The sequence below is a fragment of the Candidatus Nitrosocosmicus oleophilus genome, assembly GCF_000802205.1.
Classification (GTDB): Archaea; Thermoproteota; Nitrososphaeria; order Nitrososphaerales; family Nitrososphaeraceae; genus Nitrosocosmicus; species Nitrosocosmicus oleophilus.
Map to the genome: position 1 here is coordinate 2,951,994 of NZ_CP012850.1, position 15,566 is coordinate 2,967,559.

Annotated in this window: 11 protein-coding genes; 6 read left to right on the forward strand and 5 right to left on the reverse strand. The window is 35.6% G+C overall.

Features of this window, described 5'->3' with window-relative positions:
• Window positions 1-427 precede the first annotated feature (427 nt).
• Both NMY3_RS17115 and NMY3_RS14245 read left to right on the forward strand, forming a co-directional pair.
• Complete coding sequence (locus NMY3_RS17115; RefSeq protein ID WP_425319412.1) at window positions 428-1,492, forward strand: ZIP family metal transporter; 1,065 nt, start codon at window positions 428-430, stop codon at window positions 1,490-1,492.
• A 160-nt stretch (window positions 1,493-1,652) separates the two neighbouring features.
• Window positions 1,653-2,015, forward strand: a complete 363-nt coding sequence (locus NMY3_RS14245; RefSeq protein WP_196818598.1) for an iron dependent repressor, metal binding and dimerization domain protein — start codon at window positions 1,653-1,655, stop codon at window positions 2,013-2,015.
• A gap of 482 nt (window positions 2,016-2,497) precedes the next feature.
• On the opposite strand, the gene NMY3_RS14250 is transcribed toward NMY3_RS14245, so the two are convergent.
• Complete coding sequence (locus tag NMY3_RS14250) at window positions 2,498-3,256, reverse strand: transglutaminase domain-containing protein (RefSeq protein WP_196816479.1); 759 nt, start codon at window positions 3,254-3,256, stop codon at window positions 2,498-2,500.
• 265 nt (window positions 3,257-3,521) lie between these two features.
• Between NMY3_RS14250 and NMY3_RS14255 the strand changes: the two genes are divergently transcribed.
• The 3 genes from NMY3_RS14255 (at window position 3,522) to topA (ending at window position 9,667) form a co-directional block, all read left to right on the forward strand.
• Window positions 3,522-6,290 carry a M1 family aminopeptidase gene (locus NMY3_RS14255; protein WP_196816480.1) on the forward strand — a complete coding sequence of 923 codons (2,769 nt, stop codon included), beginning with the start codon at window positions 3,522-3,524 and terminating at the stop codon, window positions 6,288-6,290.
• A 172-nt stretch (window positions 6,291-6,462) separates the two neighbouring features.
• On the forward strand, window positions 6,463-7,086 hold the full coding sequence (locus NMY3_RS14260; protein ID WP_196816481.1) for a hypothetical protein: 624 nt from the start codon (window positions 6,463-6,465) through the stop codon (window positions 7,084-7,086).
• 163 nt (window positions 7,087-7,249) lie between these two features.
• Window positions 7,250-9,667 carry a DNA topoisomerase I gene (topA, locus tag NMY3_RS14265; protein ID WP_257720032.1) on the forward strand — a complete coding sequence of 806 codons (2,418 nt, stop codon included), beginning with the start codon at window positions 7,250-7,252 and terminating at the stop codon, window positions 9,665-9,667.
• 146 nt (window positions 9,668-9,813) lie between these two features.
• On the opposite strand, the gene NMY3_RS14270 is transcribed toward topA, so the two are convergent.
• Window positions 9,814-10,362 (reverse strand): universal stress protein, encoded by a 549-nt coding sequence (locus NMY3_RS14270; protein ID WP_196816483.1) that lies wholly within the window; start codon window positions 10,360-10,362, stop codon window positions 9,814-9,816.
• 291 nt (window positions 10,363-10,653) lie between these two features.
• Here NMY3_RS14270 and NMY3_RS14275 point away from each other — a divergent pair, with 291 nt between their 5' ends.
• Window positions 10,654-12,990, forward strand: a complete 2,337-nt coding sequence (locus tag NMY3_RS14275) for an aconitate hydratase (protein WP_196816484.1) — start codon at window positions 10,654-10,656, stop codon at window positions 12,988-12,990.
• Between the two features lie 262 nt (window positions 12,991-13,252).
• Here NMY3_RS14275 and NMY3_RS14280 read toward each other — a convergent pair whose 3' ends face one another.
• From NMY3_RS14280 to msrA, 3 genes are all read right to left on the reverse strand, one after another.
• Entirely contained in the window at window positions 13,253-13,651 is a 399-nt protein-coding gene (locus NMY3_RS14280) for an ASCH domain-containing protein (RefSeq protein WP_196816485.1), read from the reverse strand.
• A gap of 223 nt (window positions 13,652-13,874) precedes the next feature.
• Window positions 13,875-14,645, reverse strand: a complete 771-nt coding sequence (locus NMY3_RS14285; RefSeq protein WP_196816486.1) for an SIR2 family NAD-dependent protein deacylase — start codon at window positions 14,643-14,645, stop codon at window positions 13,875-13,877.
• Between the two features lie 304 nt (window positions 14,646-14,949).
• The gene (msrA, locus tag NMY3_RS14290; RefSeq protein WP_196816487.1) at window positions 14,950-15,531 is read right to left on the reverse strand and encodes a peptide-methionine (S)-S-oxide reductase MsrA; all 582 of its coding nucleotides are present in this window, start codon (window positions 15,529-15,531) and stop codon (window positions 14,950-14,952) included.
• Between the last annotated feature and the right edge of the window lie 35 nt (window positions 15,532-15,566).

A 15,566-nucleotide genomic window follows, 5' to 3' on the forward strand; every position in this document is an offset into this window, starting at 1 on the left:
AAGAAGAAAAATTGCATCATTGGTCTTAGCAATTACACCACTGATCATTTTAGCAGGGATGGTTTATTTTCTTTCAAGTCCATTTGGACAAAACCTGATAAACACTGGAGTTCCTCTACCAGAAGTAACAATAGAAAAAGTAGAATTTCATGAGAATCAAGTGGTGGCTTTTATACGCAATACGGGCCCCGAGCAAGTTATGATTTCTCAAGCAGACATTAATGATAGGATACAATCTGCCGCAATTGAACCCTCTCAAGTATTGCCCAGGCTTTCAGAAGCTAAAGTCATAATACCCTTTTTTTGGAACACAGCAGAACCTTATGAAGTGGGCATAACTACTTCTGACGGAACAAGATTTAGCAAGGTTATCGATGCCGCTGCCCCTGCTCCGGTTCCAAACATCAATCAGTTCTCAGTATTCGCGATGTTGGGAGTATTCGTAGGGGTAATACCAGTTCTGATTGGACTTGCATGGTATCCGTTTATGAGGAAAATAACAAGAAACCAGTATAATTTCTTTCTGAGTTTGACCGCAGGATTGCTAGTATTCTTGGGTATTGATGCATTTTTAGAAAGTAACGAAATAGCCGCGAATAATCTAGCTGCAACATTTAATGGCCAACTTTTAATACCAGTTATAATCATCGCGACTTTCCTTGGGCTATTCTATCTTTCAGAATATTTCGGCAAGAGAGCAGAGTCAAAGTTATCATTTGAATATGAAAAAGAGGAGACAGAACAGAATGACACAAGACGTTTAAATGCTCAAAATAATTTTCAAGAATCCTCCGTTAATCCCCTATCTAAAACTAGGGTTTCATCATCATCCTTGACAAACCCGCTTTCAAATGACATGATAGGTTTAGCACAAAAAGAGGAAGAGAAGAATAGAGTAGAGAAGAAAGAAGAAGAAGAAGAAAAACTAACTCGATTGATTGATAAGCGCGAATTAATAAAGCCACTTACCCTATCGCTAATGGTTGCAATCGGAATAGGCCTACATAATTTCGGAGAGGGTTTGGCAATAGGGGCAGCTGTTTTACTTGGTGAAATAGCGCTTAGTACCTTTTTAATCATTGGCTTTACAATCCATAATACAACAGAGGGCCTAGCTATCGTTGCCCCCCTTGCAAAAACAGGAAAGTTAATGATAAGACGATTAGTTGCAATGGGACTGATTGCAGGGATTCCTACTATTTTAGGCACATGGATCGGTGGATTTGTATACTCTCCTTTGGCCTCAATCATATTCTTGTCGATTGGAGCAGGTGCAATATTTCAGGTCGTTTACGCCCTTGCAGTATGGATGAGTAAGTCATTGAGGGAAAGTAGTAAGACTAACAAAGCCGAAAGCGTAGATTTGGGAGAAATAACAGGTAGATCCGGATCAAGATTATTAGCTTCCCAGGGAAAAAGTCCCACTGCGGCTATAATAGCAGGCTTCATCGTAGGATTGCTAATAATGTATATAACAGGATTGTTGGTGTAGTGTGATAGTTTTGCAAAGTTTTTTATCAACCCTCGGTTTCTATATAACTAACTAGGTGGACTAGAAAGTGTCAAATAATACTTCATCTTTGGGAGAAAATACAATAATTGACTCTATTAGAAAGGTCAATAGTTCACAAAGAAAGGAACGTACAGATAGGATGGAGGACTATCTTGAGATTATTTATGAGCTAGTCCAACAAAAAGGATATGCTACCAGCGTCGACATTACCGAATGTTTGAATGTCTCAGCCCCTAGTGTTACCAAAATGATGAGAAGGTTAGATACCACAGGATATTTAGAATATGAAAAATACAGAGGTATTCGTTTAACCCAACAAGGGACAAATGTTGCCCAAAATATTAGAAGAAAACATGAATTATTGACAGAGTTCTTTACTTTCATAGGTGTACGAGAGGATGTTGCAAACTCAGATGCAGAAGGCATAGAACATCACCTACATTCTGAAACGCTAGAAAAACTAGAAGAATTTCTTAACGCTAATAGAAAAAAGCAGAAATAATTGTAAAAACCACAGCATATTTCGTAAAGCAATCATCCTAGTCTCCTAATTACCTATATTAGTAGATTAACTGAATAGAAATTGTAATTGAGACAATCATTACCATCCACACAAAATCAATCCTTAACGGATCGGTTATTTAGCTAATACGAAATATAGTATGGAGAATCAAGTCATGAACTATATAATTCAAACATAATCGTACTTTGCAACCTAAGAAAAGGTAACTTTGAAATGCTAATTGAATACTTCAAGAGGGATCTCCGGAGATCGGTATCTGACGATATCCAAATAAATGGTTAAATATTTCAAGAATTAAACCTACTAACTAAAATTAAGGAATATTTGCTTGATAGAATAAAAGCAGAATATTTTCTGATTTTAAAAAATACAAAAATGATGTAGAAACCATTAAGAAAGACTAAACTAATGTATTTGAACCATAAGTCATATTTGAAAAATGAAGAATAAAAAAACTAAAATCATATTTTCTCATAATAATCTATTATTCTAGACATATCGCTATTCTTTCGCTTCTTTCTCTGTTGAAGTATAGTTTCCCAATTAACAGAATAGTTTTTTGTAACGTCTTCTATCTCCGTGCCTGAAAATGCTAGCACATATTGATACTTTTTATTCCAATTTTGTTCATAATAATGAGGGTTATTGACCGAAATAGGATATTCAAGAGTTGAATCCACATGAATCCATTTTTCTTCTATTAAAGCTTCGTTCCAACAGTGATCGAGAAAATCGTGAACAATTCTAGATTGAATCGATAGAGAACTGAGTATGGCCCCAAATAGAAACGACCATTCACTACATCTACCGATCCGATTAAATGCTATGTTTTCTATTTCGCCGTAACGGGGGAACGCCAGGGTAAAAGAACATTGAGGGCAATCATAATATTCTACACTTCTTACTATCCATGAATTTCCCTTAACATATCTAAGACTTAATGATATGTTGCACGATGGACATACTGGGCTCTTATCCATCCATTTCATAAAATCGTGTTTGAACCAATAAAGCAGCAAGGCCATAGGTATCTTCAAGTCTAATTTTCCTCCTACTGCCCCTTCAAATTTGTTTTTAATTTTGATTGGCACTAGCATCCTAATGGATTCAAGTAGGTACCTATCCAGATATTGCTTGCTCACTTGCTTGTACAAGACAAGAGTGTCCTTTGTAATTGGATAAGGAAGACCACTATTTGCTAAATCAAAAAAGTTTAGCACTAGTTAATCACCAAACAATCATTTAAAAATCAAGTGCTATAATTCAAGACCCCTGCATCATGAATCTCATCTAAATGCTGTTGATATTTGTGCCAATCGAGGTGAAAGGAGGTTGCATACAAGGAAAAATGTTGAAAAGTAAAAATAAAAAGATCAGGTAAACAAACACTAATCGTCCATATTTTCATAATTCTAATTATATTCTATTTTCAATAGACTTATGTTTGAATAAGCGCATACGGGTAAATGTTTAAAGAAATAAGGCATGATACAACTTAACAAAGATTCTATTGAAACTGAAAAAAAAGTGTCAGAAAAAAAAAGGTTTGTGTTTCCAGGAAGCAAAGTCCACTCTATGCCTTTCTTGTCTTTTACGATTGAGCATATGTCGTTAAAGATAAAGCCTGATCTAGTAAACAAGATCCTACTTGATTGCGAACAGCAAATAACAATTAGGGCTTTCGATGATTTAGCAGAAATCGTGTTAGATATTTCTGATTTAAAAGTTTCAAAGGTAAATTCACAGTCTATTAATATTTCAAATTTTAGATGCGTTGATAACAAGCAAGTCATAATAGAATTTTCAGAACAATTTAGAGCTGGAAGCACCGTAAACGTTGATATTTCATATTCTGCCGGCTATACCAGTATTGACGGCAAAGAAGAATTCGGTTCTCCAAAAACTGGGTTTCACTTTATTACAAAGAGTAATTATAGCAAACAAATTCCTGCATACCAAGCGTGGACACAAGGAGAAGCAACCGAATCACGATACTGGTTTCCGTCAATTGATATACCCCAGGTCAAATTTACTTTGGATATCGAAGTCTCTGCACCACAAGGGTACGATGTAATTTCAAATGGATTATTAGAATCAAAGGTTATGAAAGATGAATTTGTAATTTGGAAGTATGTTGAAAAAAGACCCCTTCCTTCTTACCTTATTTCAGTTGTAATTGGTACGTTTTCACATTATGAATCAAAATATAGAGACGTTTCCCTCTACTATTACTGGCCAGAAGAGATTAAAGAAGAAGATGCCATGTTAACTTTTTCTGAGACTCCGAAAATGTTAAAATTCTTTGAAGAATATTTCGAAACCAATTATCCTTTCAAAAAATACTCTCAGACCGCTGTTGATAATTTTGAGTTTGGAGGTATGGAAAATACCACCTGCACTACTTTAACCAGGAGAGTTTTGCATGATAAAAAAGCTTCTAGCGACTATAGAAATGATATTTTTTTGGTCGTTCACGAGCTTGCACACCAGTGGTTTGGAGATATGGTTACCTGCAAAGATTGGCCGCATATTTGGTTAAATGAAGGATTTGCCACATATTGTGAATCATTGTATTGGGAAAATTCTCGTGGAAAAGATGAATTTCAGTATAACTTGATAGAAGCTACAGATATTTATTTTGAAGAATCAAATACACTCTATAACAGACCAATTGTTACTAATTTATATAAACATGTAGATGATTTGTTTGACGCCCATTCATATGAAAAATCAGGGTTTATCCTCCACATGATTCGAAATCATGTAGGAGAGAATAATTTTAGAAAATCACTTAAGGTCTATTTGGAAAAATATCAGAACAGATCGGCTGAAACGCTAGACTTGCTAAAAGTAATTGAAGAAGTCTCAGGTAGAGAAATGGCATCATTTTTTGACCAATGGATTTACAAACAAGGTCACCCTAAATTGGAGATCGAGTATTCTCTGGAGAATAGTGATTCTATTGAGAATGTTAACAGAAATTCTCAAAGACTGAAAATCAAAATCTTACAGAAAAACATAGATGATAGCTATGAAGATTCCTTTAGATATTATCAATTTCAATTGGAATTTAAAATAAAAATTGTAGATAGTTCTGGTCAAAAAAACCAAATGGCGCATTTAATGAATGTGAATAACAATGATTCAGAGTCGTTTGTAGATATAGTCGGCAATTTCAATATTGAATCGATCTCCATTGATCCAGAATTTAAGATTCTAAAAGAAATAAGTTCTATTAAAGTAGTAAATGAAACCAGAGACTTTCAATTAAAGAAATTGCTTCATAACCAAGTGAAATGTGGAGAAACCATTGTAGAAAGAATTAACGCTTTAAGATTACTGAAGGATCGATATTCAGAAGATGGGATCAGGGCACTTTATGATGCAATTGTTCAAGACAAATTTTATGGGGTAGCCATTGAGGCGGCGAATACACTTGGCTCTTTTTATGACAAAAATAATTATGAAAAATCTGATAATTCATATCAGTGTTTGGTTTCCATATTAAGTAGTAAATCAACCTTTGATGCTTTACGATCGGAGGTCAAAAAAGCTGTCATTAGAAACATTGGGATATTTGAAAGAGTTGAATCAATTAGTTTGCTAAAAGATGTAATTCACGGATCTAGAGACGAAAGCAATTTTGTAAGATCATCTGCGGCTACGGCCCTAGGAAAAAGCAGTAAGGAGGTAGAAGAGGTGAAGAATAAGTTCCAAGTAATTTCACTTTTAAAAAACCTTGTTGAAGAAACAGAGACTTTTCAAAACGTTTTAGCTACTGGGGCTTTGGAAGGACTGAAAGAGTTAGCAACTGATAAAGATAACCAGATACGCATTGAGGTAGCTAATTTTTTTCTGGAGAATACACTTGAATCAAAGGACTACTTTGTGAGAGCCCAGGCAACATCAAATTTGGCCAAGTTTTTGGTTAGCAAGAATGACACGGTAGACGCAGACACTAGTGCTATGCACCAGGCTGTTTTTAACAGACTTAAGGATTTGTTAAGAGATGATAGACGAAAGATAAAGATAAATGCTTGTTCTGCACTCGCTGATAAAGACGGAAGATTTCACACTATACCAGATAAGCGAACGTACGAAACGATCCAAGTGCTTATTGATGTCGCAAAAAATGATATGGACGGATTTGTTAGAAGAAAAGCTGAACATAGTGCAAACATCGTGAGAGAATGGATACATACATGGGCAAGTAAACCCTTGCTAGTCAATTCTGAACCTAGTTCCAGTTCATAAATGTACAACATCCACCTAGCTACTAATATCATATTACCTAAATTAGGACCTAGATCAATTATCATTGTACGCGATCTAGTATGATCGGATTAGGCGAATAGAATTTCCTTAAACCTTTATATTTTCCAAATAAAACTTTTCTATTATGATTGAATCAGAAATTAAAGGTACTTTGTCAAGTGAACCATTAAGAAAAGTAGCCTTGGTTCTCATTATTAGTAGTATTTCTTTGGTTTCCTTCTTGATAATAGAGTCGGTTTCAACCGTTTCATCCACTTTTGGCCAAATTGATTCCTTACAGGCAAACAGTTCTAGATCTAATCAATTAACCATGGATGATTACGATACCCTAGTGAATCCATTTTATTCAGAAAATACAAAATCAACAAACATTAAAGTATCAAGTATTGATCCCATTCCAACCGTTGAAGTTACTTATACTGGTAACAGTACTATTGGTGGAGCACCAACTCAAACCATAGGTACAATAGTGGATAAGATGAATAATGATGGGACAGTTTTTTCTAAAGGTCAAGCGATAATATTGACATCAACAGGTCAAGTCATAACTTACAGATCTGAATCAATAGGTAACTACAATCCTGATGGGAGTTTCTCAGACAGTGGTATAATGGTCTTCCACATGCCTTTTCAAATGAATTCAGGAAATTCTACTGAAGAATACTCGAATTCAACAGACACCCTTCATACCCAATATGATAATCTATTTGGCATCTACAAGAAAACCGTAGACCCTGAGGGAAATGGTCTTACCAAGGTCTGGAAATGGAGATAGAAATCTACATCCTGATTACTTATAGAAGTGTCGTCCCCTATCTTTATGAATAATTTAGTTTTTGGGCTACCAATAAAGTAATTACCTGTATTTATAAAAGAAATGAAACATAATAATCGCACAGGTTGGTGCTTTTACCATCACAAATAGATCCATAGTTGTAATCTGTGAGAAACCTTCTGTTGCAAAACGAATAGCACAAGCGCTTAGTACATATTATCACGACCACAGAAATCATTATTCAGACAAAACCTCAGACCAAGAACAAAAAAATAGATCACAACCACCACAACCAACATCTTCAACATTATTTACTACCATTAGGGGTTTGAATGGTCAAGATTACATCATTTGTCATGCATTAGGGCACTTATACGGACTATCAGATAATAACAAAGGATCTAGAAAAGCATTCCCAGTCCTTGATCCCACTTGGTTACCATTATCCATACTAAAAAAGAAGGGGCCAAGCTCAAAATATCTGGCTTTCAAGATTGAAAAAATATTGAGGGAAATTTCTCAAATATCTAAAAATGCCTCAGGCTTTATTCATGCCTGCGACTATGACCAAGAAGGTGAAGTGATTGGATATAATATATTAGAGCATGCTTGTCACCACAAATACTCTATTTCAAAGAGAGCCAAATTTTCATCGCTTACGGATGAAGAAATAATACAATCTTTTAATAATTTGTTACCTCCCAACGAAAAGCTAAAGGATGCAGGGACGTCACGACATATGATAGATTTCATATATGGAATTAATCTTTCTAGGGCCCTAACTAATTCTGTCAATAAAAAAAAAGAATCTGCTGGAGAAATCAAAAAAGGTTATCAGCAATTATCAATTGGCAGGGTCCAGGGTCCCACACTTGCATTCGTAGTAGAAAGGGAAAAAGAAATTGAAAATCACATATTTGAACCCTATTGGAATGTTATAGCAGATTTTAAAAAAAACAATCAAATCATCAAAACTTATTATTATCCCCAGCGAATAGATACAAAACCAGTTGCCGAGAACATTGTCAACTCTTGCAAAAATCAACTCGGCAAAGTAACAAATATCAAGATTATTAAAACATCAATAAGACCACCAATTCCTTTTAATCTTGGAGACCTTCAAAAAGAAGCCTATAGGCTTTTTAGATTTACCCCAAGTTACACCCTTTCAATCGCTGAGAAATTGTACTTGGCTGCCCTTATTTCATATCCAAGAACATCAAGCCAAAAGTTACCTTCCCCAATTAACTATGAAAAAATAATCAAAGCAGTTTCAACCCTGAATAATAATTTACATCAGGATAGTTCATATGGTAACAAAACTGGATCAATCCTTTCATATTCAGAGATCTCTATAAAATTGTTAGCCAATAAGACCCTCAAACCAAACGAAGGAAAAGAAACTGATCCTGCGCATCCGGCCATTTATCCGACAGGCCAAAAACCAAAGCAAAAACTCGAAGATTCAGAATTAAAACTATTAGATCTCATAATCAGGAGATTCTTTTCTGCGTTTGGAAAAGATGCCTCTTCTAGTCAATCTACTGTCACGATAACAGTAAAAGACAAATATACGTTTAAAGCAGAAGAGAAAAAAATTGTTTTTGAAGGATGGATTCAATATTATAGGCCCTACTTTGATTTATCAGGCTTTGTAAATTTAGACTCACTTTCATTTCTAAAACCAGACGATATTTTAGAAAATATAAAAATGGAACTTTTAGAAAAGTTTACCCAGCCTCCTCCCAGATACAATCAATCAACGTTGTTGCAAAAAATGGAAAGAGAAAAAATAGGGACCAAAGCCACCAGGTCTGAAATAATTGGTACTTTGTTTAAGAGAAATTATATTACTAATCTTGTACCCCCCGCTACTACTGCAACCAATCAATCCGTTACCTATGATTCAAAGATATCAAAAAATTATCCTATTTCCAATAATCAAAAGGTAAAGACAAGCAAGTTAGAATATACAGGTGTCCAAAAATCAGGATTAAGACCTACAGAAATTGGAATAGCTATTGTAAGTTCAATGAAGAAATACATACCTAACATTGTTTCGACAAGTCTAACACAAGACATGGAAACCCAGTTAGAACAAATTGAATCAGGAAATTCCACAAGTATACAAGTGGTAGAAAAGGCACGCACCCAAATTAAAGAAGCAATACAGTCTTTTAATATCAACGAAACTAAAATTGGCCAAGAAATATCTTTAGCCTTAGAAGCAAATAGAACAACAAATCCTTCACGAAAACCCATCGCCCTAGTTGCGTTGGGCACCTGTCCTGTTTGCAAGAATGGAAATTTAATTGTCAAAAAGGCGATAAAATCAAAGAAAAGATTTGCAGGGTGTACATCCTATGCATCAACAAAATGCTTGGCTACATCCCCATTACCTCAAAAAGGTACAATAAAAAGCACTGGGAAAAGGTGTGAAAAATGCAACTGGCCCATTATCATAGCTAGTGGCAATAATCAGGGTAAAAAATACCAATGGGAGTTTTGTATTAATTCTCAATGCCCCTTGAAAATTTACAGCAATAGCGACAAAAAAAATCCTCCTTCACAACCAACATAATGGACAGAGAGAAACAACAGATCACAATTCAATTTAAAAACATGACAGCTTTGTCGATGTCTACTAGGATATAGGTAAATAATAGATATTGATGAGCAAAATAACGAATTCGTTATACTTGGTAAATCATGTTTTACTCACCGAAATTATCTTACCACAAGTACAGGACAGTGTGCGTATTTTAGCACTTCTGTGGCAGTACTTCCAACTAGCATTTTTTTCAAACCGGTTCGGCCCTTACTTCCAACTACTAGTAAGTCGACATTTTTGGATTCGGCGTAATCAACTATGGTCGATGCAGCAGATGTTTCAGCCTCAATAATTGCAGTTTCAAAGCGTGAAACAGTTGAATCAGTAGAGGTAGAATCAGCGGTATTAGAAGTAGGAGTGGCATTGATTCCTTCCGAAATCACTTTATCATTTTCTGAAGCCAGCACCTTCCTGTTGCCTGCATTGTACTTTTCTTTAAGCGAATTCATCAATTCGTCAAATTTCTGACGCTCTTTTTCTAACTTGTCAGAACCGTATGTCGGGGCGAATACAACACTTGAAAGTAAATATGGATATTTGTAACCATCTAAAATGTGCAAAATTATCAATGAAGAATTATATTTATTGCCTATTTCCATAGCACTTTCAACGGCATCCAATGAGGGTTTTGATCCATCAAATGCAACCAATATCTTTGAAAACATTAGGTTTCTTGTTTAAACTATAACTTATTTTAATTGTTTGATTTATTCTGTTGTCATCCCACATGAACAAGACAGAGGAAATAACTAGGGATTATTAATTAAGGATTTTTGCTAATGTTGAAGAACAAAATAGAAAACAGATGTTTACTAAGACACAGAAGGAGAAACTACATCAACGCTCGTAAGACCTCAAATCCAAATTCAAGGGTTCAATTTTGCTATTCTTATGACGGCAACCAATGCATTAGTGATAAATATTGGCAAGTTCATTTTAAAGTACGTGTCTTCTGTATGTCAAGTCAAAATTCTTTGAAATTGAAAGGAAAAACAACCAAGACTGACTTGGTTTCCAAAGTATATGAAAAATTACAAAAAAATATTTTAAAATTTAAACAAGTTTCAAATAAACCACTTACACTTGGAGAAAAAATTCTGATAGGTCACCTTGATGAGTCAACGGACTTTATGACCTTCAATGGCTTAACTCCGGGAAATGGATATATCTTGTTAAACCCAGACAGAGTTGCCCTTCAAGACGTTACAGGACAAACCACAATCTTGCAATTTATGCAAGCAGGTATAAAACAGGTTTTGGTCCCCACTACGGTACATTGCGACCATTTGATTCAAGCAAGGGTGGGCAGCGATTCTGACACCAAAGCCGCAATTTACGAAAATAATGAAGTCTATCAATTTCTAGAATCTGCCTCAAGAAAATATGGTATAGGATTTTGGAAACCTGGTGCTGGAATAATACACCAGGTTGTTCTAGAAAACTATGCATTTCCAGGTGGTTTGATGATCGGAACAGATTCTCATACCCCAAATGCCGGAGGATTAGGTATGCTTGCTATAGGGGTAGGCGGACTGGATGCTGCCGAAGTCATGGCAGGGCTGCCTTGGGAAGTCTTGTACCCAAAAAGAATCGGAGTATATTTAACAGGGAAACTAAACGGTTGGACATCTCCTAAAGATATCATACTATTTGTTGCATCAAAGCTAACCGTATCTGGCGGGACTAACGCAATAATAGAATACTTTGGACCAGGTGCAAGAAGTGTAAGCTGCACGGGAAAAGCCACCATAACAAATATGGGTGCAGAAATAGGTGCTACCTGTTCTGTTTTTTCATATGACGACAAAATGGAATCCTACTTGATCTCTACAGGTCGAAAAGATTTGGCAGATATTGCAAATAAAAACAAAGAATTGCTTACACCAGATCCAGAAATTGAAAAAGAAATCAGCCAGAATCGCGACAACGCTACTAAATATTTCGATCAACTTATTGAAATAAACCTAGACGAACTAGAACCTTACATAGTAGGTCCGCATACCCCTGATCTCGCCAGGCCCATTTCAAAAATGGCTGAAGACATTCAAAAAAACAACTACTTAGACACGATTTCTGTTTCGCTTATAGGAAGCTGTACTAATTCATCTTACGAAGACATGTCCCGTGCAGCTGATATCGCAAAGCAGGCAATAGAAAAAGGAATCAAGACAAAAACACCTCTTCAAGTTACACCGGGCTCAGAAATGATAAGAGAAACGATAGAAAGAGATGGTCAGATTCAATTGTTAAGAGATATTGGAGCAAATGTATTAGCTAATGCATGTGGACCCTGTATAGGGCAATGGAGCAGGCCTGAAATAAAAAAAGGAGAGCCAAATACTATAGTCACTTCCTATAACAGAAACTTCCCTGGAAGAAATGATGGTAGAAGAGAAACCATGAACTTTATTGGTAGTCCAGAACTTGTAATAGCCCTCGCCCTAGGCGGTCGACTCTCATTTAACCCACTAAAGGACGAGCTGGAGGCAAGCGACGGGACCAAATTCAAACTAGACCCCCCGAAAATAGCCCCCGAAGTCCCAAAAGACGGTTTCAAAGACACGGTAGACATCTATGTCGCTCCCGCTACAGACCCAGAAAGCGTGGCAGTTGTAATAGACAAAAATAGCCAACGACTTCAAGCTCTAGAACCCTTTTTAGAGTGGGACGGAAACGACTTTATCAAATTACCAGTATTGACCAAGGTAAAGGGAAAATGTACAACTGATCATATTTCACCTGCCGGTCCATGGTTAATGTATAGGGGTCATCTAGACAGATTAAGCGATAATTTGTTATTAGGCGCAGTAAACGCATTTAGAGACGGAGAAGTAGGCAAAGGACTCAATCTCTTAAATAAGAACATTGAAACTTTTTCCCATATCGCCAGAGAGTACAGGAAGAATGGATTAAAATGGATAATCATTGGCGATAAGAATTATGGAGAAGGCAGCAGCCGTGAACACGCAGCAATGACTCCAAGATATTTAGGCTGTGCTGCAGTAATTGCAAAAAGTTTTGCCAGAATACATGAAACAAATCTAAAGAAACAAGGGATTCTTGCTCTGACTTTTGTGGAATCATCTGATTATGAGAAGATAAGAGAAGACGACAGAATAAGCATAATTGATTTACAAGATCTTAGACCCAAAGGTGTAGTAACTGCCAACTTATACCATAGTGATGGTACTGTAGAACAAATTCCATTGATACATTCATACAATGATGCTCAACTAAAGTGGTTTCGTGCTGGTTCTGCCCTTAACATCCTGAGATCAACTGAAAGAGTTTAATCGATCTCTACTCTTACTTCTATTCCTACATCTTAGTCATGGATATCACGACCGCTATATCCATTACTGTTGCTAGTCTACTTCAGCTGACAATCCATTTATTATAAGAAACAGACAAGTGAGCAAAAATATTCATTTTGTTTAAGTTTTCTTGTTCTTTTTCGCTATCATTTATATATTACAAAAGAAGTAACGAAACAATTAAACTCACAGGAGCAACTAAAAAAATTCAAATATTGAGGTGGAGGAACACCTATCTATCTCAAATACTCAAAGCAGATACTTCAAAAAAGCCTAATTTCCCCAGATAGGGAATTTCTTCTTTAAATTTTAAAGCATCTTTTACTAAAAAGCCATACCTCTTAAATGTATGATTTGATTTTAACTTTTCAATTGAGAAATGCTTGTGATGATCACCCAAAAAATCTTCAATAGTTGTATACTTTATAACATCGTACACAAGCGCTTTTCCTATAATCGCACCTCTGACCAAATTGCGTTCGTCAAAATCTAGAGTCAAACAGGCATCTTTATTGACATTTTTTGAGGCATGTATCAAGAATGAACCTCGAAAGTTGGTATTCCATTTTCTGATTTCTATAGTCTTTCTTCCAGTTGCAAGCAAATCAGCATAAGGCTGTTTTAGAGAAAGACATTTCAAATACTGAAAATCTGAAAGTAAGATATTTAAATCATAATAATATTTTTAGTAGGATGTTCATCTCCATTTATTATATAATCCGACCGGATTTGAATGGTTTGAAAGGAAGATCCTTGGTTGCATCCAAAGAAAAGTTAATCAAATATTTCTCTAAATGACAAGCTTGTCAACAATGACACTCAGATAATCAAACTAAAATTGTTCCTACTTAATTAACTAAATGCTAGGCGACACAAAGTATTTTTGTTAATATCTTAGAAGCACTCGCTCTTATTGAAAAATCCATTAGAGAGGTCATTTCAGTAACATTGGGATTTATTTCTACAAGCACTGCATGATTTTTGACAGCGTGATATGGTAAAGTATTAGCTGGAGAAACGTTTAATGATGTTCCAATAACAAACATTATGTCACATTCAGACGATAATCGGATGGCTTGAATCCAGGCGTCTTGAGGCAAGGGTTCCTCAAAAAGTACCACATCAGGTTTTAATATGTTATCACAACCTGGACAAGTTGGAATTTTTTCTTCACTAAAGTTATTGAAAAAATCAAAATAATCATACTGTTTCCTTTTTCCACAAGCTAAACAAACCATTCCAAAAATGTTGCCATGTAACTCTATGACATTTTGAGATCCTCCTCGCTGATGTAATCTATCAATATTTTGAGTTATAACGTGACTATTTTCGGGCCTTGTATTTTCAAATCTTCCGATAGCAGTATGAGCATCATTACATTCAGCTTGACATACAAGTCTTTGTCGTGAGTAAAAGAAATCCCATACCAATTCTGGATTTGAAATAAAGGCAGAGTGTGAAGCAAGTTTCGCTGGGTCGTACTTTTTCCATAAGCCATCCTTATCCCTAAAAGTGGGGATTCCACTTTCCCTTGAAATCCCAGCTCCTGTAAAAAATACGAAATTTTCGGATTTATCAATGATTTTTTGAATTTGAATTATATCTTCCAGGTAATCTCCCTCAATGCCCTCCATGCTGGTTGTTTATTGCTATGGAATTTAAATTCATAGATTTATATAGATTACAAACGTGTTCGTACTAAATAGAGCCTCAAACTACCGTAATTGCTTATCAAAAATATAAGAAACTGTCATATATTTCAGATAGAAAAATGAAAATCCTAGCCTTAGAAACAGATCATTTGAAGAGAATCTTAATGTGACAGGAAGATTTGAATTTGAGTGAACTTGGGATGGTCGTTGATAAAATTACGTTCCTAATATGGTAATATAATTTCAGATGATAAATTATGTTACCATTAGTGAATGCTTACAAACACTACAAGTATTCATTCTTTACTCTGTCCTGGAATTTTGATAATAATTTTTGTACTTTTGGATCGATCACGTAACTACAATACGGTACATTCTTGTTGTTATCATAGTAATTTTTGTGATACTTCTCAGCAGGGTAGAAATTTTTAAAAGGGGTGATTTCAGTGACTATAGGATTAGAGTAAACTTTCTTTTTCTCAATATTTTCTTTCACGAGATTTGCTGTGTCCTTTTGTTTTGGTGTTTGATAAAAAATGGCAGATCGATATTGTGTTCCCACATCATTTCCCTGTCGATTAAGTGTCGTTGGATCATGAGTATACCAAAATATTTCAAAGAGTTTTTCTAGAGGAATGATTTTTGGATCAAATCGGATTTGAATGGCTTCAGCATGACCAGTTTCACCAGTACAAACTTGGTCATACGATGGGTCATCTAGAAATCCTCCTGAATATCCAGGTATGACTGAGACAATTCCCCGAACTCGCTTAAAAACGGCCTCTGTACACCAAAAGCAGCCGTTTGCCAGTGTTATTTCTTCGAAACCATCTGTATTGTTAGAATTTTTGGCTTGTGGGTCGTTCATATGAATAGATAAGCAGCCACCACCCTATTAGATTT

Bases quoted from the DNA above. Each gene is read 5' to 3' on its own strand.
- NMY3_RS14275 (WP_196816484.1), top strand. From the start codon at position 10,654: ATGTCAAGTCAAAATTCTTTGAAATTGAAAGGAAAAACAACCAAGACT.
- NMY3_RS14255 (WP_196816480.1), top strand. From the start codon at position 3,522: ATGATACAACTTAACAAAGATTCTATTGAAACTGAAAAAAAAGTGTCA.
- NMY3_RS17115 (WP_425319412.1), top strand. From the start codon at position 428: ATGTTGGGAGTATTCGTAGGGGTAATACCAGTTCTGATTGGACTTGCA.
- NMY3_RS14245 (WP_196818598.1), top strand. From the start codon at position 1,653: ATGGAGGACTATCTTGAGATTATTTATGAGCTAGTCCAACAAAAAGGA.
- NMY3_RS14285 (WP_196816486.1), bottom strand. From the start codon at position 14,645: ATGGAGGGCATTGAGGGAGATTACCTGGAAGATATAATTCAAATTCAA.
- msrA (WP_196816487.1), bottom strand. From the start codon at position 15,531: ATGAACGACCCACAAGCCAAAAATTCTAACAATACAGATGGTTTCGAA.
- NMY3_RS14270 (WP_196816483.1), bottom strand. From the start codon at position 10,362: ATGTTTTCAAAGATATTGGTTGCATTTGATGGATCAAAACCCTCATTG.